General features: G+C 64.9%; 17 protein-coding genes. 12 read left to right on the top strand and 5 right to left on the bottom strand.

The window, feature by feature from the left end; translation table 11 throughout:
• Window positions 1-50: 50 nt before the first annotated feature.
• Both obgE and GGD61_RS21085 read left to right on the top strand, forming a co-directional pair.
• Complete coding sequence (gene obgE, locus GGD61_RS21090; RefSeq protein ID WP_092261415.1) at window positions 51-1,091, top strand: GTPase ObgE; 1,041 nt, start codon at window positions 51-53, stop codon at window positions 1,089-1,091.
• Window positions 1,092-1,333: 242 nt separating this feature from the next.
• Window positions 1,334-2,968 (top strand): alkaline phosphatase family protein, encoded by a 1,635-nt coding sequence (locus tag GGD61_RS21085; RefSeq protein WP_183231071.1) that lies wholly within the window; start codon window positions 1,334-1,336, stop codon window positions 2,966-2,968.
• Window positions 2,969-2,991: 23 nt separating this feature from the next.
• On the opposite strand, the gene comJ is transcribed toward GGD61_RS21085, so the two are convergent.
• Together comJ and GGD61_RS21075 are read right to left on the bottom strand one after the other, a co-directional pair.
• Entirely contained in the window at window positions 2,992-3,498 is a 507-nt protein-coding gene (gene comJ / locus GGD61_RS21080; protein WP_092261416.1) for a competence protein ComJ, read from the bottom strand.
• A gap of 28 nt (window positions 3,499-3,526) precedes the next feature.
• A complete protein-coding gene (locus tag GGD61_RS21075; protein WP_092261417.1) occupies window positions 3,527-4,495 on the bottom strand; it encodes a Bug family tripartite tricarboxylate transporter substrate binding protein in 969 nt (322 codons plus the stop codon).
• A 189-nt stretch (window positions 4,496-4,684) separates the two neighbouring features.
• Between GGD61_RS21075 and proB the strand changes: the two genes are divergently transcribed.
• The 10 genes from proB (at window position 4,685) to GGD61_RS21025 (ending at window position 14,454) form a co-directional block, all read left to right on the top strand.
• Window positions 4,685-5,806: a glutamate 5-kinase gene (gene proB, locus GGD61_RS21070; RefSeq protein ID WP_092261418.1), complete on the top strand. Its 1,122-nt coding sequence runs from the start codon at window positions 4,685-4,687 to the stop codon at window positions 5,804-5,806.
• A gap of 218 nt (window positions 5,807-6,024) precedes the next feature.
• Window positions 6,025-7,320, top strand: coding sequence for a glutamate-5-semialdehyde dehydrogenase (locus GGD61_RS21065; RefSeq protein ID WP_183231070.1), 1,296 nt, complete (start codon window positions 6,025-6,027; stop codon window positions 7,318-7,320).
• A 20-nt stretch (window positions 7,321-7,340) separates the two neighbouring features.
• Entirely contained in the window at window positions 7,341-7,985 is a 645-nt protein-coding gene (locus GGD61_RS21060) for a nicotinate-nucleotide adenylyltransferase (RefSeq protein ID WP_177237390.1), read from the top strand.
• A gap of 222 nt (window positions 7,986-8,207) precedes the next feature.
• On the top strand, window positions 8,208-8,564 hold the full coding sequence (gene rsfS, locus GGD61_RS21055; RefSeq protein ID WP_018318847.1) for a ribosome silencing factor: 357 nt from the start codon (window positions 8,208-8,210) through the stop codon (window positions 8,562-8,564).
• A gap of 112 nt (window positions 8,565-8,676) precedes the next feature.
• Window positions 8,677-9,159: a 23S rRNA (pseudouridine(1915)-N(3))-methyltransferase RlmH gene (gene rlmH, locus GGD61_RS21050; RefSeq protein ID WP_018318848.1), complete on the top strand. Its 483-nt coding sequence runs from the start codon at window positions 8,677-8,679 to the stop codon at window positions 9,157-9,159.
• 32 nt (window positions 9,160-9,191) lie between these two features.
• Window positions 9,192-10,550: a murein hydrolase activator EnvC gene (locus tag GGD61_RS21045; RefSeq protein WP_092261511.1), complete on the top strand. Its 1,359-nt coding sequence runs from the start codon at window positions 9,192-9,194 to the stop codon at window positions 10,548-10,550.
• Complete coding sequence (locus GGD61_RS21040) at window positions 10,547-11,905, top strand: S41 family peptidase (protein WP_018318850.1); 1,359 nt, start codon at window positions 10,547-10,549, stop codon at window positions 11,903-11,905. The genes GGD61_RS21045 and GGD61_RS21040 overlap by 4 nt, the downstream gene beginning before the upstream one ends.
• A 164-nt stretch (window positions 11,906-12,069) precedes the next feature.
• Complete coding sequence (locus GGD61_RS21035) at window positions 12,070-13,308, top strand: divergent polysaccharide deacetylase family protein (protein WP_092261420.1); 1,239 nt, start codon at window positions 12,070-12,072, stop codon at window positions 13,306-13,308.
• A gap of 75 nt (window positions 13,309-13,383) precedes the next feature.
• On the top strand, window positions 13,384-13,890 hold the full coding sequence (locus GGD61_RS21030) for an RNA pyrophosphohydrolase (RefSeq protein WP_018318852.1): 507 nt from the start codon (window positions 13,384-13,386) through the stop codon (window positions 13,888-13,890).
• 63 nt (window positions 13,891-13,953) lie between these two features.
• Window positions 13,954-14,454, top strand: coding sequence for an RNA pyrophosphohydrolase (locus GGD61_RS21025; RefSeq protein WP_092261421.1), 501 nt, complete (start codon window positions 13,954-13,956; stop codon window positions 14,452-14,454).
• A 285-nt stretch (window positions 14,455-14,739) separates the two neighbouring features.
• Here GGD61_RS21025 and GGD61_RS21020 read toward each other — a convergent pair whose 3' ends face one another.
• The 3 genes from GGD61_RS21020 to atpD form a co-directional block, all read right to left on the bottom strand.
• Window positions 14,740-16,386: an adenylate/guanylate cyclase domain-containing protein gene (locus GGD61_RS21020; RefSeq protein ID WP_092261422.1), complete on the bottom strand. Its 1,647-nt coding sequence runs from the start codon at window positions 16,384-16,386 to the stop codon at window positions 14,740-14,742.
• 161 nt (window positions 16,387-16,547) lie between these two features.
• Entirely contained in the window at window positions 16,548-16,955 is a 408-nt protein-coding gene (locus tag GGD61_RS21015) for a F0F1 ATP synthase subunit epsilon (protein ID WP_018318855.1), read from the bottom strand.
• An 87-nt stretch (window positions 16,956-17,042) separates the two neighbouring features.
• The gene (gene atpD / locus GGD61_RS21010; protein WP_018318856.1) at window positions 17,043-18,485 is read right to left on the bottom strand and encodes a F0F1 ATP synthase subunit beta; all 1,443 of its coding nucleotides are present in this window, start codon (window positions 18,483-18,485) and stop codon (window positions 17,043-17,045) included.
• Window positions 18,486-18,520: the final 35 nt, after the last annotated feature.

The following is an 18,520-nucleotide window of genomic DNA, read 5'->3' as shown; positions in this document are numbered from 1 at the left end:
GCGGGTCTATCCGGGTTGCCGCGGGAGACCTGCTGGCCTACCTATGGCCCATGAAATTCCTCGACGAAGCAAAGGTCTATATCCGCTCCGGTGACGGCGGGAACGGCTGCGTGGCGTTCCGCCGCGAGAAGTTCATCGAATTCGGCGGCCCCTCCGGCGGCAATGGCGGCCGCGGCGGCAACGTCATCATCGAGGTCGCCGACGGCCTCAACACGCTGATCGACTACCGCTACCAGCAGCACTTCAAGGCCCAGAAGGGCGAGAACGGCTCAGGTTCGGACCGCCACGGCGCCAACGGCAAGAACATCGTGCTGAAGGTGCCGATGGGCACGCAGATCTTCGACGAGGACCGCGAGACGCTGATCCACGACTTCACCAAGGTCGGCGAAAAGTTCGTGCTGGCCGAGGGCGGCAATGGCGGCTTCGGCAACGCGCATTTCAAGACGTCGACCAACCGCGCGCCGCGCAACGCCAATCCCGGCCAGGTGGGCGAAGAGCGCTGGATCTGGCTGCGACTGAAATTGATCGCCGATGCCGGCCTCGTCGGCATGCCCAATGCCGGCAAGTCGACCTTCCTCTCCAAGGTCAGCGCGGCGCGGCCCAAGATCGCCGACTATCCCTTCACCACGCTGCATCCGCAGCTCGGCGTCGTGAATGCTGACGGCCGCGAATTCGTGCTCGCCGATATTCCCGGCCTGATCGAAGGCGCGCATGAAGGCACCGGCCTCGGCGATCGCTTCCTCGGCCATGTCGAGCGCTGCCGCGTGCTGCTGCATCTGATCGACGCGACCTGCGAGCACGCCGGCAAGGCCTACAAGACGGTGCGCAGGGAGCTCGACGCCTATGGCGGGCTGCTCACCGACAAGATCGAGATTGTCGCGCTGAACAAGATCGACGCGGTCGAGCCGGACGAATTGAAGAAGCAGAAGGACCGGCTGAAGCGCGCCGCCAAGAAGACGCCGCTGCTACTCTCCGGAGTCACCGGCGATGGTGTCAAGGAAGCGCTGCGTGCGCTGGTCGAGGTGATCGGCGAGGCCCCGGTGTCGGCCAAGGCCAAGAGCGCGGCCGAAGCGGAGCCGTGGTCGGCGTGATTGTCATCCCTGCCTAGTGCGCAATTGCGCACGGGGCGCAGGACCCACACCGCGTGATCTCTCGATGCGGATGGTCGTAGTACCGAACATCGAGTCTTCGCCAAACCACGCCCTGTGGTTATGGGTCCCTGCTTTCGCAGGGATGACGGCGGAGATTGCGGCTACGCGTACGCGCATCACCGGCTTGTCTTCGCCCCTCCAATAGCGCAGCATCCAACATCAAGAAAATGCAGGGATGACGCATGGCGCGGGCGAAGAATGTTCTCTGGATCATGTGCGACCAGCTTCGCTATGATTATCTCGGCTGCACCGGCCATCCCACACTGAAGACGCCGAACATCGACGCGATGGCCAAGCGCGGCGTGCTGTTCAGCAAGGCCTACGTGCAATCGCCGATCTGCGGTCCGTCGCGGATGTCGTTCTACACCGGCCGCTACATGCGCTCGCACGGCTCGCACTGGAACGGCTGGCCGCTGCGCGTCGGCGAGCCGACGCTTGGCGATCACCTCAACAAGATCGGCGTGCGCAACGTGCTGGTCGGCAAGACCCACATGGCGCCCGATCTCGAAGGCATGAAGGCGCTCGGCATTCCCCCGGAATCGATGATCGGCGTGCATGTCGCCGAATGCGGTTTTGAACCGTATGAGCGCGACGACGGTCTGCATCCGACCGGCCGCCCGCGACCGAAATACGACGAGTATCTGCGCCAGAAAGGCTTTGACGCCGCCAATCCCTGGGAGCATTGGGCCAATTCGGGCGCGGCGGAAGACGGTAGCTTGCAGAACGGCTGGCTGCTGGTGCATGCCGACAAGGCCGCGCGCGTGCCGGACGAGCATTCCGAAACGCCCTACATGACGCGCCGCGCGATGGATTTCATCGGCGAGGCCGAGACCGACGGCAAGCCATGGTGCCTGCATCTGTCCTACATCAAGCCGCACTGGCCCTATATCGCGCCGGAGCCCTACGCGAGCATGTACTCGACCTTGGACATGATCCCGCCGATCCGTTCGATGCGCGAGCGGCAGAATCCGCATCCGGTGTTCGGCGCCTATATGGACATGCGCTACTCCCGCAACATGGCGCGCCACGATGCCCGCGAGAAGGTGATCCCGACCTATATGGGCCTGATCACCCAGATCGACGACCAGATGGGCGTGCTGATGAAATTTCTGGAGGAACGCGGCCTGCTGGAAACCACCATGATCGTGTTCACCTCCGATCACGGCGATTATCTCGGCGATCACTGGATGGGCGAGAAGGATTTGTTCCACGAGCAGTCGGCGAAGATCCCGCTGATCATCATCGACCCTTCGCAAGAGGCTGACGCCACGCGCGGCACGCGCAGCGACGCGCTGGTGGAGGGAATCGACCTCGCGCCGACCTTCGTCGACTATTTCGGCGGCAAGGTGCCGGGGCACATCCTCGAGGGACGTTCACTATTGCCGCTGCTGCGCGGATCGACGCCGCCTGATTGGCGCAAGGTGACGTTCTCCGAATACGACTACGCCATGCAGGACGTGCGGCTGAAGCTGAACCAGCCGATCGAGCGCTGCCGCCTGTTCATGGTGTTCGACGGCCGCTGGAAATACATCCACGCCTCCGGCTTCCGCCCGATGCTGTACGATCTCGAAACCGATCCGCAGGAATATGTCGATCGCGGCGACGACCCAGAGTGCGCCGGCATCATCGCGCGGTTGCAGGCCGAGCTGTTCGACTGGGCGCTGCATCCGAGCGGTCACATCACCACGCCCCCCGAAAAGATCGCAGCCTATGCCGAGAACCAGCTCCAGGTGAAAGGCGGCTTCCTGATCGGCATCTGGGATGAGAAAGAGCTCGACGCGATCAAGGACGGCATCGCGCAACGCGCGAAGATGTAAGCCAAATCATCGCTCGGTACGTCTTAAGGGCGGTCCACGAGTCGTCCTTCGAACTCCGGTTTGCCCGGAACCAGAAAGAGGCGATACCACTCGACATCTTTTCGCTGGGCGAATTCGACATCAGCGAGCTTCGTGCTCTCGCCGAGGCTCAATTGATCGATTCCAAGATTTTGCGCGGCCGCATAGATCGAATAATCGCCCGGCTCCACGTCTGCGGAATATGCAGACTCATTGTCGATCACCGACATGACGTGAACGCGTCCGCTCTCGGATCGGAAGTGGACGCAGGTGATCCGCTGCCATTCATCGAAGGAGGGCGGCCGGCTAGCGGCGACCAGCTCGACCCAATGGTCATTAAGATCAGCTTCGGTATTGATCATGCGGAACGTGGGCGCGCCTGCAAAGCCCCGTTTGGTTTTCTCGTCATTCCAATTTTCATCAGCACCAAGCGGTCTGCGCGGATCGTCGCAGACGACGATCTGATAGTGACTCGCAAACAACCGCGCGGCGCCAAGCAGCTGCTGTTCCATTAGCAGAGATCCACTTCACGATTACGGTTCAATTCTCGATCTTGTATCCCGTCGCCTTGACGATCGGCTGCCAGAACGCCGTGTTCGCGGCGAGCTCCTTCGAAAGCCCGTCCGCACTGCTTCCGACCGGAATCAACCCGATCGCGGTGAGCTTGTCCTTCACCTCCGGCTTGGCCAGCATCGCGACCGCGGCTGCGCTGAGCTTTTCGGCAAAATCCGGCGGGCTGCCGGCGGGGAGCCACATGCCGTACCAGCCGTCGGCAACGAGATCGATGCCGCTTTCCTTCAGCGTCGGCACATCGGGAACGAACGGCGAGCGCTCTGCGCTTGCAATCGCGAGGATCCTCACGCCGTTGGCACGATGCTGCGCGATCGCATCGGATACCGTGGTGATGCCGAATGGCAGATGGCCGGCGATGAGGTCATTCATGACAAGCGCGCTCCCGCGATAGGGCGCCCGGGTCATTGAAAGACCAAGGATCTGTTCAAGTCGCCATCCGAGGAAGTGCGGGATGTTGCCGCTGCCTGGTGTCCCATAGGCGGCCTTTGCGACATTTGCCCTCAACCAGGTGACGAGTTCACTAAAACTACCCACCCCGATCGCGGGACTTGCAACGACGGCAAACTCGAAGCGAACGAGTTGCGACACGGGGACGAAATCCTTGGCCGCGTCGAAGCTCGGTTGATTCTCCACCATCGGCAGCAGGTACATGGTCGGACCGGTCGTCACCAAGATTGTATTGCCGTCCGAGCTTGCGCCCTTCACGGCCCTGATTCCGATCAACCCGTCACCACCGGTACGATTCTCGACGATCATGGTTCGCCCAAGCGGGGCGCCGAATTGCTCGGCGATGAGACGACACAAGGCATCACCGCTGCCGCCTGCCGCGAACGGGAAGATGATGCGCGTCAGCGGACCGGATTGAGCATGTGCGCCACCGGCCTGCGCCAGCAAGGGCAGCGAGAGGCCTCCGGCAATGAAGCTGCGTCGGTCCACGTCATCCTCCCTCGTTATTGATTATTCGAGGCATAGACTGCCCGGGCCTCGGCCGACAAGGGTGCCGTTAGGCCTATTTACCGGCTCCTCTGCCTTGCGCCGGCCACCGTCCTGCTGCAAAAGCTAGCCGCATCGGCGCCGCCCCTTTTTGCTCCGCCGGACCAACGACAGAGCAATTTGACGACCGCCATGGCCAGCCCCGAACTCAGTCAATTCCGCCGCATCGTCGTCAAGGTCGGCTCCGCGCTGCTGGTCGATTCCGACAAGGGGGAGGTGCGGGCGTCCTGGCTCGCCGCGCTCGCCGACGACATGGCCAAATTGCACAGGGAGGGACGCGACGTCCTCGTCGTCTCCTCCGGCTCGATCGCGCTCGGCCGCAGCCGCCTCAAGCTGCCGCGCGGCCCGCTCAAGCTGGAAGAGAGCCAGGCCGCCGCCGCCGTCGGCCAGATCGCGCTGGCGCGGATCTGGTCCGAGGTGCTCGGCGCGCACGGTATCGGCGCCGGCCAGATCCTGGTGACGCTGCAGGACACCGAGGAGCGCCGCCGCTATCTCAATGCACGTTCCACCATCGGCAAGCTGCTGGAGTGGCGCGCCATCCCCGTGATCAACGAGAACGACACGGTGGCGACCAACGAGATCCGCTACGGCGACAATGACCGCCTCGCCGCCCGCGTCGCCACCATGGCGAGCGCCGACCTGCTCGTGCTGCTGTCCGACATCGACGGGCTCTACGACGCCCCGCCGAAGAACAATCCGAACGCAAAACTCATTCCGGTGGTCGAGAGCATCTCCTCGGAGATCGAGGCTGTCGCTGGCGATGCCGAGTCCGAGCTGTCGCGCGGCGGCATGCGCACCAAGGTCGAAGCGGCCAAGATCGCGACCACCGGCGGCACGCATATGCTGATCGCCTCCGGCAAGATCGAGCATCCCTTGCAGGCGATCGCCGATGGCGGCCGCTGCACCTGGTTCCTGACGCCGGCCAATCCCATCACCTCGCGCAAGCGCTGGATCGCGGGCACGCTGGAGCCGAAGGGCACGCTGACGATCGATGCCGGCGCTGTGACGGCGCTGCGCGCCGGCGCCAGCCTGCTACCGGCCGGCGTGATCAAGGTCGAGGGCCAGTTCGCCCGCGGCGATGCCGTGATCGTGCGCGGCCCCGACACCAGCGAGGTCGGCCGCGGCCTGATCGCCTACGACGCCGAGGTCGCCGAGCGGATCAAGGGCCGCTCCTCCCCTGATGTGATGACCATCCTAGGTATCAGCGGGCGCTCGGAGATGATCCACCGCGACGATCTGGTGGTGGGCGGGTAGAGGCTTTTTCCGTCATGCCCGGGCTTGTCCCGGGCATCCACGTTCTTGGTGCCGCGCGAAGGTCGTGGATGGCCGGGACAAGCCCGGCCATGACGTCGGGGGCTGGGCCAGTGGCCGAGCCCACCCCACCGGTCGAAGCCCTGCCATACCCTCCCTGCCCTTCGCAAAAGCGGGATTTCCGTGCTAGGACACCGCCTTAGCAGAAGGTTGAACCTCCCATGGCCGCCCCCCTCAAAGCCGTTGACGGCAATGCCGATCTCCAGGCGCTGATGTCCGATCTCGGAACCCGCGCCCGCGCTGCCGCGCGCGTGCTGGCGCTGGCGCCGCCGGAGCAGAAAAACCGGGCGCTGGAAGCCATGGAGCGGGCGATCCGCGCGAGCTCTGCGGCGATCCTCGCCGCCAATGCCGAGGACGTCGCGGAAGCCCGCGCCGCCGGCAATGCCACATCCTCCTTCATCGACCGCCTGACGCTGACGCCGGCGCGCATCGAGGGCATGGCCGAGGGCATCGGCATCGTGCGCGGCATCGCCGATCCCGTCGGCATCGTCACCGAGAGCTGGCAGCGGCCAAACGGCATGAGGATCGAGCGCGTGCGCGTGCCGCTCGGCGTCGTCGGCGTGATCTTCGAGAGCCGGCCGAACGTTGCGGCCGACGCCGGCGTGCTGTGCCTGAAGTCCGGCAATGCCGTGATCCTGCGCGGCGGCTCGGACAGTTTTCGGTCCTGCCGCGCGATCCATGAATGCCTGGTGCAGGGCCTGCGCGAGGCGGGCCTGCCCGAGGCTGCGATCACGCTGGTGCCGACGCGCGACCGCACGGCAGTCGGCATGATGCTCTCGGGCCTGAACGGCGCGGTCGACGTGATCGTGCCCCGCGGGGGGAAAAGCCTCGTCGCGCGTGTCGAGCAGGAAGCGCGCGTGCCTGTGTTCGCGCATCTGGAAGGCGTCAACCACGTCTATGTCGATGCCAGCGCCGACCTCGCCATGGCGAAATCGCTCGTGCTCAACGCAAAAATGCGCCGCACCGGCGTCTGCGGCGCAGCCGAGACGCTGCTGGTCGATCGTGCTGCGGCCGGCAAAAATCTGAAGCCGCTGGTCGAGATGCTGATCGAAGCGGGCTGCGAAGTGCGCGGCGACGAAACGGTGCAAGGAACGGATGCGCGCGTTAAACCTGCGAGCGAAGACGATTGGGACACCGAATATCTCGACGCGATCATCGCGGCGAAGGTCGTCGACGGCGTCGATGGCGCAATCGCGCACATCCAGAACCATGGCTCGCATCACACCGATGCGATCGTGAGCGCGGATGAGGCGGCTGCGAAGAAATTCCTCAGCGAGGTCGATTCCGCGATCGTGCTGCACAACGCCTCGACGCAATTCGCCGACGGCGGCGAGTTCGGCTTCGGCGCCGAGATCGGGATCGCGACCGGCCGCTTCCACGCCCGCGGCCCTGTTGGCGCCGAGCAGCTGACGAGCTTCAAATATCGCGTTCACGGCAGCGGACAGACGCGGCCGTAAGCAACGTCTCGGGGCGGGCATTGAGCAACAATTTCGTCGTGCCGCGTTTCGTGGCGCAAGCGGTCCCGCCCCACACGGAGGGCATGCGCATCGGCCTGCTCGGTGGTTCGTTCAATCCGCCGCATCAGGCCCACCGCGCGATCAGCCGGTTCGCGCTCCAGCGATTGCAACTCGATCGTGTCTGGTGGCTGGTGACCCCAGGCAATCCGCTGAAGGAGAACGGCAATCTGCATCAGCTCGGCGAGCGCATGCAGGCCGCGCGCGACGTCGCCGATGATCCCAGGATCGAGGTCAGCTGTCTCGAATCCGTCATCCGCACGCGCTACACTATCGACACGATCAACACCTTGCGCCGCCGCTTCTCGGGCCTGCGCTTTGTCTGGATCATGGGCGCCGACAACCTCGCTCAATTCCATCGTTGGCAGGACTGGCGGCGCATCGCCGGCCAGGTGCCGATGGCAGTCATCGATCGCCCGCCGCAGAGTTTTCGCGCCCTCGCCTCCCCCGCAGCCCAGGCGCTGGCACGCTACCGCCTGCCCGAGAGCAAGGCAGCGCTGCTTGCGGACCGGCCGGCGCCGGCCTGGGTATTCCTGACCGGATTGAAGCTGAATCTGTCCTCAACGGGCTTACGGAACCCGGACGGGAGCTGGAAAGGTAAAATGTGAGGACGAAGGTGCGGATGTGGTGTGGGCTTTCGCCTCTCTGGCATATTGAAACCCTTAACCCCACATGATGTAGTGTAACCAGTGAGCGCGGATTCGGCGTTCGCGATACAGTGAAAGGAATGGTCCCTGACCACATCTGTATTGTCCAAGTCAGCTTCGACGAAGTCTGTTTTACCCAAGGTTGCCAAGCCGGCGCGTAAAACATCAGCCAAAGCTGCGGCCTTGAAGGCGCAACCCGACGCCGACAAGACGCTGAGCCTGATCCTCTCCCGCCTCGAGGACATGAAGGCGGAAGAGACGGTCACCATCGACCTTCGCGGCAAATCGGCGTACTCCGACTACATGATCGTCACCACCGGCCGGGTGAACCGGCACGTTGGCGCGATCGCGGAAAACGTCGCCAAGGGCCTCAAGGAAAACGGCATCAAGAACATCCATGTCGAGGGCTTGCCCAATTGCGACTGGGTGCTGATCGATTCCGGCGACGTGATCGTGCACGTGTTCAGACCCGAGGTCCGCGAGTTCTACAATCTCGAGCGATTGTACACGCAGGGCCCAGGGGCGGCGAAGGCGATCTAGGCTGATCGAGCCGATTTCGAATCGGCTGACGCGCATGCTAGCGTCGTGCGCGCGCCATTTGCGCGCGGTCTTGAAAACACGACCCTGAAGATATCAGACCCCTGAAGATATCATGCGCGTTGCTGTCATTGCGGTGGGCCGGCTGAAGCAGGGCCCCGAACGAGAGCTTGCCGACCGCTATTTCGAGCGGTTCGACGAGGCCGGCCGCAAGCTCGGATTCCGCGAACTCCTGGTCCACGAAATCCCCGAGAGCCGCGCGCGCGACACCGCGACGCGGATGACCGAAGAGGCCGCCGCGATCTCCGCGCATATTCCGGACAAATCGATCCTGGTGGCACTGGACGAGCGCGGGCAAAATCTCGACTCCACCGTATTCGCACGGCATCTCGGGCGCTGGCGGGACGAGGGGGCCGGACATACTATCTTCATGATCGGAGGGGCGGACGGACTTTCGCCCGAATTGCGCCGTAAGGCCAAGCTCGCGATCGCGTTCGGCTCTGCGACCTGGCCGCACCAAATGGTCCGCGTCATGCTTCTGGAACAGCTTTATCGGGCCGCCACCATTCTGGCCGGCCACCCCTATCACCGCGCGTGATCCGCGCCACAACGGGCACTTTTGCCGACACGATGCGAGCGCCGCTCCTCAACCTGCTGCTGATCACAAGCGTTGCCGGCGCAAGCCTCGCGCAAGCTTACATAACCCTCGCGCAAGCCCAGACCGCAGCGCCGGCGCCGCAGACCGCCGCCGTCTCGCCCGACGCCATCAAGCAGCGCGAGCAGGAGCTCGAAGCCGCGCGCGCCCGGCAGAAGAGCGCGGAAGAGGCGCAGGCCAAGCTCAAGGCCGAGATCACCTCACTCGGCCAGGACCGTACCCAGCTCAATCAGCAGCTGATCGACACCGCCGCCAATGTGCGCAGCGTGGAGACCAAGATCGACGAAACCGAAGCCCGGCTGCGCGCGCTCAACGGACGCGAGCAGGCGATGCGCTCCTCGCTCGATTCGCGCCGTGCCGACATCGTCGAGGTGCTGGCGGCACTGCAGCGGGCCGGACGGCGCACGCCGCCGGCGCTGCTGGTGCGGCCCGAAGATGCGCTGCAATCGCTGCGCACGGCGATGCTGCTCGGCGCCGTGGTGCCGGAGTTGCGCGGCCGCGCCGAAAAGATCGCAAGCGAGCTCGGCGAGCTCGTGGCCTTGCGCAAGAATATCGCCACCGAGCGCGACCAGCTCGCTTCCGATCGCGACAAGGTCAGGAGCGACCAGACCCGGCTCACCGCCCTCGTCGACGAGCGGCAGCGCCAGCAGGCGGCGCGCGAAAAGGACCTCGACGCGGAGAATTCGCGCGCCATCGCGCTTTCGAGACAGGTCGGCGATCTCCAGGGCCTGATCACCAAGATGGAGCAGGATCTGCAAAGCGCCGCCAAGGCCGCCGAGAAGGCAGCCGAGGCCGCAAGGCAGGCCGAGGCCAAGGCGGCGGCCAGCGCCAGCGCGAGCGCCAAGTCCGGGCCGGGCGTGTTCAAGGACCGGTCCCGGACCACCCCCGCGATCGTCTTTGCTTCCGCCAAGGGTCTCCTGCCTCTTCCGGTTAACGGTAACAAGATCAGGGATTTTGGCGGTTCCGACGGGGTCGGCGGGGTCCAGAAGGGCATTTCGCTGGCGACCAAGCCCGGCTCCCAGGTCACAACGCCGTGTGACGGCTGGGTGGTCTATTCAGGCCCGTTCCGCAGCTATGGACAACTCTTGATCCTCAACGCCGGGGGCGGGTATCATGTCCTGATCGCCGGGATGGAGCGCATTTCGGTCAACATCGGACAGTTTGTGCTCACGGGGGAGCCGGTTGCGACGATGGGATCGACCTCTCAGGTCGCCTCCATTCTCGCGACGAACGCGAGTCAACCTGTGCTGTATGTCGAGTTCCGTAAGGACGGCACTCCAATCGATCCAGGCCCATGGTGGGCCGCAAATGAAGGCGAGAAGGTTCGCGGATGATGCGCAAGACTTCAGTAATCCTCCTCAGCGCGGCCACCGGTGCGGCGCTGATGCTGTTCGTGACCCAGCCGCGCGCGGTGTTCATGGGCTCCAGCGCGCGAGCCGCGACCGCAGACACCTATCGCCAGCTCAATCTGTTCGGTGACGTCTTCGAGCGCGTGCGCTCCGACTATGTCGAGAAGCCCGACGACACCAAGCTGATCGAATCCGCCATCAGCGGCATGCTCACCGGCCTCGATCCGCATTCGAGCTACATGGACGCCAAGAGCTTCCGCGACATGCAGGTGCAGACCCGCGGTGAGTTCGGCGGCCTCGGCATCGAGGTCACGATGGAAGACGGCCTGATCAAGGTGGTCTCGCCGATCGACGACACCCCGGCATCGCGCGCCGGCGTCATGGCCAACGACATCATCACCAATCTCGACGATGAAGCGGTGCAGGGCCTGACCCTGAACCAGGCGGTCGAGAAGATGCGCGGCCCCGTCAACACCAAGATCAAGCTCAAGATCATCCGCAAGGGCCAGGACAATCCGATCGACGTCACCCTGGTGCGCGACAACATCCGCGTCCGCTCGGTGCGCGCGCGCGTCGAGGCCGACGACATCGCCTATATCCGCATCACCACCTTCAACGAGCAGACCACCGAAGGCCTGAAGCGCGAGGTCGCCAACCTCTCCAATCAGATCGGCGACAAGCTGAAGGGCTACATCATCGACCTCCGCAACAATCCGGGCGGCCTGCTCGAGGAAGCGGTCACCGTGTCCGACTCGTTCCTGGAGAAGGGCGAGATCGTGTCGACCCGCGGCCGCAACGCCGAGGAGACCCAGCGTCGCACCGCGCATTCGGGCGATCTGACCAAAGGCAAGCCTGTCATCGTGCTGGTCAATGGCGGCTCGGCATCGGCATCGGAGATCGTCGCCGGCGCGCTGCAGGACCACAAGCGCGCGACCATCGTCGGCACGCGCTCGTTCGGCAAGGGCTCGGTGCAGACCATCATTCCGCTCGGAAGCGGCAACGGCGCGCTGCGCCTGACCACGGCGCGCTACTACACGCCGTCGGGCAAGTCGATCCAGGCCAAGGGCATCGTGCCCGACATCGAAGTGCTGCAGGACGTGCCGGACGAGCTGAAGTCGCGCACCGACACCAAGGGTGAGGCTTCGCTGCGCGGTCATCTGAAGAACGATGGCGACGAGAAGACCGGCTCGCAGTCCTACGTCCCGCCGGACGCCAAGGACGACAAGGCGCTCAAGCTCGCCGACGACCTGCTCCACGGCATCAAGAACAGCGCCTCCGCCGCGCCCACCCCGGGCGGCGACAACAAGGCTACGACCGACAAGCCCAAAGCGGCGAACTAAAGTCGGCGCATCCACGCGATCCCACGAAAGGGCGGCTCCTCGGAGCCGCCCTTTTTGCTTGGAACTCCTGGTTGCTGGAAACTCCTGGCATCCCCGGCCTATCCCGGCCTGCCGCCGCTTGACCCCGGCGTGGTATCGTCATTGGCAGTGATTCGGGATCGCGCATGACTGAAACGGCCGATGATCTGAGCGCCCCGCTCGGACAGGACAAGCCGCGTCGAAAACGCCGGCTGCGGTTGCCGTTCACGGCCATGCAGGCGCTCGCCGTGCTGCTCGGCCTGTTCCTCCTCACCTTTGCCGGCTTCGCCATCTTCAACAAGGATCCGCTCGGCGGCGAGCCGATGACGCGGATCGCCATCCGCGAGAACGGCGCCGACAAGGCTCCCGCCGAGAAGCCCGCCGCCGGCCACGGCCAGGACGGCAAGCAGGACAGCAAGCAGGATAGCAAGCACGACAGCCAGGAGACGCCGAAGCAGGCCGCACCGGGCGAGCAGAAGACCGTCACCATGATCGACGGCTCCACCGGCGCCCGCCACGACGTGGTGATCGGCGAGGACGCAGGCGACAAGGCCGGGGCCGCTTCGGCCCCACCGCCCGTCATGGCTGGGATCAATCCAAAACTGCTGGAGAAGTCACGCTACGGCATGATCCCGGTGGTCGCCGACGGGCTGAAGCCGTTCAACGTCTATGCGGCGGACGCCGATCGCGCCAAGGCCGCCAAGATGCCGGTGGTGGCCATCGTGATCGGCGGGCTCGGCGTCGGCGCCGCCAAGACCACCGATGCGATCATGAGGCTGCCGGCGGCGGTGACGCTGGCCTTCACGCCCTACGGCACCGATCCCGGCAAGCTCGCCGAACGGGCCCGCGCGCAGCGCCACGAGATCTTCCTCCAGATCCCGATGGAGCCCTACGATTTCCCCGACAATGATCCGGGACCGCAGACGCTGCTGACCTCGCTCAGCGCCGACCAGAACATGGACCGCCTGTTCTGGCATTTCAGCCGGATGCAGGGCTATGCCGGCATCACCAATTTCATGGGCGCCCGCTTCATCGCGACGGAGCCGGCGATGCAGCCGATCATCCGCGAGGCGGCCAAGCGCGGCCTCGGCTTCTTCGACGACGGCTCCTCGCCCCGCAGCATCGCAGCCCAGGCCGCGGCGAACCAGGCCATGCCGTTCGGCAAGGGCGACATCGCGATCGACGTGGTGCCGACCCCGACCGAGATCGACCGCGCCCTGAACAAGCTGGAATCGGCGGCACGCGAGCGCGGCGCGGCTGTCGGCACCGCCTCCGCCCTTCCCGTCTCGATCGAGCGCATCGGCGCCTGGACCAAGACGTTGGGCGACCGGGGTATCCTTTTGGTGCCATTGACAACCGCGATGCTGAAATCAAAATCCAGCTAAATCAACGGATTGGTACGGCACGAGTCCCGCGGGACCGGTCAAGCCTTACCGACAGCATGCGAGAGGTCTGGCGGAATGGCGCGTTACGAGGATCTGCCCTACCGGACCTGCGTCGGTGTGATGCTGATCAACACAGAGGGACGGGTATTCATCGGCCGCCGCGCCGGCGGCATCGAGCATGTCGACGACACCCACGTCTGGCAGATGCCGCAAGGTGGCGTCGATCCCGGCGAAGACACCTGGGACGCCGCCAAGCGCGAGCTCTATGAGGAGACCAGCGTGCGCTCGGTCGAGCGACTCGGCGAGGTCCCGGACTGGCTCACTTACGACATTCCGCGCACGGTCGCCGGGCGCGCCTGGAAGGGCCGCTATCGCGGTCAGCGCCAGAAATGGTACGCGGTGCGCTTCACCGGCAAGGACAGCGAGATCAATGTCGCCAGTCCCGGCGGCGGCGGCCACAAGGCCGAATTCGTGAGCTGGCGCTGGGAGCCGATGAAGAATCTGACCGGGCTGATCATTCCCTTCAAGCGCCCGGTCTATGAGCGCGTGGTGCAGGAATTTTCCGCGCTGGCGGACCAATAAATCGAATTGTCGTCCCAGCTTCGGTGCTAATGCATCGCCGGAACGACGACGAGAGATTGACGCGTGACGAATGAAAAACCCTACCGCCCCAACGTGGGGATCGCCCTCTTCAACACCGAAGGCCGCGTGCTGATCGGCCATCGCTTCAAGGGCGACGGACCCGAGATCATCCTGCCCGGCCTCGACTGGCAGATGCCGCAGGGCGGCGTCGACGACGGCGAGAATTTGCGCGATGCCGCGATGCGCGAGCTCTGGGAGGAGACCAGCGTCGTCAGCGCGGACTATCTCGGCGAGACCGACTGGCTCACCTACGAATTCCCGCCCTACGACGGACCGCAGGCGCATCGCCTCGCGAAGTTTCGCGGCCAGCGGCAAAAATGGTTCGCGCTGCGCTTCACCGGCAAGGATGACGAGATCGACCCGCTGACGCCGCGCAACGGCCAGCCCGCGGAGTTCGATGCCTGGCGCTGGGAGCGTCTGGATCGTGTTGCCGACGTCGTGGTGCCGTTCCGACGTGAGGTTTATCAGGCCGTCGCGCAGCAGTTCGCGGCCTTCGCAAACTAAAACCGCGAAAACAACCCCATGCACAGTAGAATGGGGTTTGAAATGTTTGGAGAAATTTTGGCGGACATTTGCGTGAGGGGCCCCGCTATCTCGCTCCCTCCCCCCTTGTGGGGGAGGGTCGGGGAGAGGGGTACCACACGGGGATTCTATCCGCCCGGGATCGCCTCGGCGCATCGACAACAACTCGCACCTTTTTGCTGGGCTACCCCTCTCCCTACCCCTCCCCCACAAGGGGGAGGGAACGCACCTGTGTCGGCGCGCCAGTGGGGCCTTTATCGCATCACCCTAATTAATCGGCCCCACCGTGAACGGGCCGAGTGCGATGACGTGGCAGTCGCTGTCGCGCTTGGCGCAGTCGGATAGCGCGGAAGAGACGGCGGCCTGCTCGTCGGCGGCCTTGAGGCCGAGGCCCGGTCGGCCCGCGGTGCCGACCGCGACCGCATTCCAGCCCATGCCGTCACCGAGCTTGCGCACGACCTCGCCGCGCGCATCCGCCACGATCGAGGCGTTGGAGGCGGCGTTGAAGAAGCCGGTGATCCTGAACAGGGTCGGGATCGGCACGACGAAATTGTCGTCGATCGCGACCACGAGGCAGGCAACGCCGGCGATCGCGCCGCACGACTCCAGCGAACGGCGCGCGGCATCTTCGGCGGACGCGGCGCCGAGCACCATGAAATATTGTCCGCCGGGGCCGAGCGCGACCGAGCGGGATTTCGCCGCCGGCACGAACATGTTCTCGAGCCGGACCTTTTGCGGGTCGCGCACCATCGGAAAATCCTTCGATGCGAAGGTCCGTTCGGTCATGGCGTCGTGCCGGAAATAGGGAGACGGCGGCATCGGCGGCTTGCCGTGCGCGTAGACGACGTTGTTGCCGACCGCATAGAGCTCGCAACGCCGCGGCGATTGCGCGGCCTCGGCACGCTTCTGGCACTGCTCGATCGCGGTGTTGCGCGCGGCCTCCTCGTTCGGCTGGTTCAGGGCCGAGCCGGTGAAGCCGCCGACATTGAGCGCGAAAGCCTTGTAGTCGCCGGCCGCGGAATAGTCGCCGGCAAGGTAGTTGCGGACGCGCTCGTTGATGAAGGGAACGCTGTCGGCCGCAAACTTGCCGGCCATCGGCGCGGCCGATGGTGACGGCGCAGGCATCGGCGCCATCGCAGCGCCGGCATTCGGCGCGGTCATCGGCATCATCGGCGTCTTCACCATTTGAGTCGGCGCCGCGCTTGGAGTCGCACTTGGTGCTGCGGCCGGCGTCGCTGCGACATTCGCCGTCTGCTTGAGCTTGGTGTTGTAGAGGAAGCCGGTGACGCCGATGCCGGTGACCGAGACCACGGCGACCACCAGCGGCCACATCCACACCGGTGCTGCGGCCACCTTGGAAGCCGCCTTCTTCAGCTGCGGCTTGCTATAGCTGCCGTCCTCGCGCCGCATCGCCACCATGTAGGCATGCACCGGCGTCGGGATGTTCTTGACCTCCTGCGCGCCGATATCGGCGAACTGCACCGAGAGCTTGTTGGCGACCTGCTCATGCACCGCGCGCGAGACGCAGATGCCGCCCACCTCGGCGAGACCCTCCAGCCGCGCCGCAATGTTGACGCCGTCGCCCAGCAGATCGCCGTCGCGCTCGACCACGTCGCCGATGGTGATGCCGATGCGGAACGACATCTGCCGGCTCGGCGGATAGGCCATGTTACGGGTCCGCAAGGATTCCTGGATGTCGATCGCGCAACGCACCGCATCGACCGCGCTCGGGAATTCCGCGAGCACGGCATCGCCCGCCGTATTGAAGATGCGCCCGCCGGCCCTGGCGATGAAATCGTCGACGACCTCGCGATAGGAGGCCAGACGCCGCAGCGTCTCCTCCTCGTCTTCGGCAACCAGTCTCGAGTAACCGGCAATATCGGCTGCGAAAATCGCTGCGATCTTGCGTTTCATCTGCGACCCGCCCCGGGGACAAATTCGCAGGGCAGAATGCCGCGATCGGTAACACGGTGCAACAAAGTTTCAGCGCCCGCCACGGGTGTGACGAGCGCTGCACTTGGTCAGGGAATGTCTTGCAGGGTTCTCGCTCGAGCCCCGGAGCGGTGCCCCGGGGCTTAGTGCATAGCCGTCGAGTTGAGCTGCTGCTGGATGCTCTTGAAGTGGTCGAGCCGCTCGATCGCCTGATCGAGCTCGCTGCCTTCGTGCTCCTTCAGCCCCTCTTCCATCTCCGAGATGGTCGCCGCGAACTGGGCGCGGTCGAGCTCGGCCAGCGACGTCGCGACGTCGGCGAGCACGGTCAGGCCCTTTTCGGAGACTTCGGCGAGACCGCCGAGCACGATGACCTTCTCATGGCGGCCAGCCGTGGTGATGGTGAGGATGCCCGGACGGATCGCAGCCACGACCGGCGCATGCCCTGCCAGCACGCCGAAATCCCCCTCGACGCCGGGGATGTCGACCTGATCAACCTCGCCCGAGAACGCGAGCTTTTCCGGAGAGACGAGATCGAAGTGGAAGGTAGCCATGGTGTACCTGCGAATGGTGAGTAGCGAATGGCGAGTGGCGAAGAGAGCAGCGCGTCTATTCGCTACTCCCCATTCGCCATTCGCGCCTTAGGCCGCTTCCGCCGCCAGCTTCTTGCCCTTCTCGACGGCTTCTTCGATCGTGCCGACCATGTAGAAGGCAGCTTCGGGCAGGTGGTCGTACTTGCCTTCCACCAGGCCCTTGAAGCCCTTGATGGTGTCGGCGAGCTCGACGAACTTGCCGGGCGATCCCGTGAAGATTTCGGCGACGTGGAACGGCTGCGACATGAAGCGCTCGACCTTGCGGGCGCGTGCCACCGTCAGCTTGTCCTCTTCCGAAAGCTCGTCCATGCCGAGAATGGCGATGATGTCCTGGAGCGCCTTGTAGCGCTGCAGCACCTGCTGGACCTGACGGGCAACCGCATAGTGCTCCTCGCCGACGACCAGCGGGGAGAGCATGCGCGAGGTCGAGTCGAGCGGATCCACCGCCGGATAGATGCCCTTTTCGGCGATCGAACGCGACAGCGTGGTGGTCGCGTCAAGATGCGCGAACGAGGTCGCGGGCGCCGGGTCGGTCAAGTCGTCGGCCGGAACGTAGATGGCCTGCACCGAGGTGATCGAACCCTTCTGGGTGGTGGTGATGCGCTCCTGCAGCGCGCCCATGTCGGTGGCGAGCGTCGGCTGATAACCCACCGCCGAAGGAATACGGCCGAGCAGCGCCGACACTTCCGAGCCGGCCTGGGTGAAGCGGAAGATGTTGTCGACGAAGAACAGCACGTCCTGGCCCTTGTCGCGGAAGTCTTCCGCGATGGTCAGACCCGTGAGCGCGACGCGGGCGCGGGCGCCGGGCGGCTCGTTCATCTGGCCGAACACCAGCGCGCACTTCGACTTCACGCTCGGATCCGGATTCTTCGGATCGGCGTTGACCTTGGATTCGATGAACTCGTGATAGAGGTCGTTGCCCTCGCGGGTGCGCTCGCCGACGCCGGCGAACACGGAGTAACCGCCGTGCGCCTTCGCGACGTTGTTGATCAGCTCCTGAATCAGCACGGTCTTGCCGACGCCGGCGCCGCCGAACAGGCCGATCTTGCCGCCCTTCGCATAGGGAGCCAGAAGATCGACGACCTTGATGCCGGTGACCAGAATTTCAGCTTCGGTCGACTGGTCGGTGTAGCTCGGCGCGTCCTGATGGATGGGGCGCAGGCCTTCGGCGTTGACCGGGCCGGCTTCGTCGATCGGCTCGCCGATGACGTTGATGATGCGGCCGAGCGTGCCTTCGCCGACGGGAACGCGGATCGGCTGGCCGGTGTCGGTCACTTCCTGGCCGCGCACCAGACCTTCGGTCACGTCCATCGCGATCGTGCGCACGGTGGACTCACCGAGATGCTGCGCAACTTCCAGCACGAGGCGGATGTTACCGTTCTTGGTTTCCAGCGAATTGAGAATGGCCGGGAGGTGGCCCTCGAACTGAACGTCGACGACGGCGCCCATGACCTGGGTGACGCGACCGACCGGGTTAGCTGCTGTAGCCATGAAGCTCTCCTTCGAAATTCTTTACTTGAACGACC

The sequence above is a fragment of the Bradyrhizobium sp. SBR1B genome, assembly GCF_014198205.1.
Classification (GTDB): domain Bacteria; phylum Pseudomonadota; class Alphaproteobacteria; order Rhizobiales; family Xanthobacteraceae; genus Bradyrhizobium.
The sequence above is the reverse complement of the archived record's forward strand: the minus strand, read 5'-3'. Positions and strand labels throughout refer to the sequence as shown.

Coding starts and splice junctions, on each gene's coding strand:
- obgE (WP_092261415.1), top strand. CDS start 51: ATGAAATTCCTCGACGAAGCAAAGGTCTATATCCGCTCCGGTGACGGC.
- GGD61_RS21085 (WP_183231071.1), top strand. CDS start 1,334: ATGGCGCGGGCGAAGAATGTTCTCTGGATCATGTGCGACCAGCTTCGC.
- comJ (WP_092261416.1), bottom strand. CDS start 3,498: ATGGAACAGCAGCTGCTTGGCGCCGCGCGGTTGTTTGCGAGTCACTAT.
- proB (WP_092261418.1), top strand. CDS start 4,685: ATGGCCAGCCCCGAACTCAGTCAATTCCGCCGCATCGTCGTCAAGGTC.
- GGD61_RS21065 (WP_183231070.1), top strand. CDS start 6,025: ATGGCCGCCCCCCTCAAAGCCGTTGACGGCAATGCCGATCTCCAGGCG.
- rlmH (WP_018318848.1), top strand. CDS start 8,677: ATGCGCGTTGCTGTCATTGCGGTGGGCCGGCTGAAGCAGGGCCCCGAA.
- GGD61_RS21045 (WP_092261511.1), top strand. CDS start 9,192: ATGCGAGCGCCGCTCCTCAACCTGCTGCTGATCACAAGCGTTGCCGGC.
- GGD61_RS21040 (WP_018318850.1), top strand. CDS start 10,547: ATGATGCGCAAGACTTCAGTAATCCTCCTCAGCGCGGCCACCGGTGCG.
- GGD61_RS21035 (WP_092261420.1), top strand. CDS start 12,070: ATGACTGAAACGGCCGATGATCTGAGCGCCCCGCTCGGACAGGACAAG.
- GGD61_RS21030 (WP_018318852.1), top strand. CDS start 13,384: ATGGCGCGTTACGAGGATCTGCCCTACCGGACCTGCGTCGGTGTGATG.
- GGD61_RS21020 (WP_092261422.1), bottom strand. CDS start 16,386: ATGAAACGCAAGATCGCAGCGATTTTCGCAGCCGATATTGCCGGTTAC.
- GGD61_RS21015 (WP_018318855.1), bottom strand. CDS start 16,955: ATGGCTACCTTCCACTTCGATCTCGTCTCTCCGGAAAAGCTCGCGTTC.
- atpD (WP_018318856.1), bottom strand. CDS start 18,485: ATGGCTACAGCAGCTAACCCGGTCGGTCGCGTCACCCAGGTCATGGGC.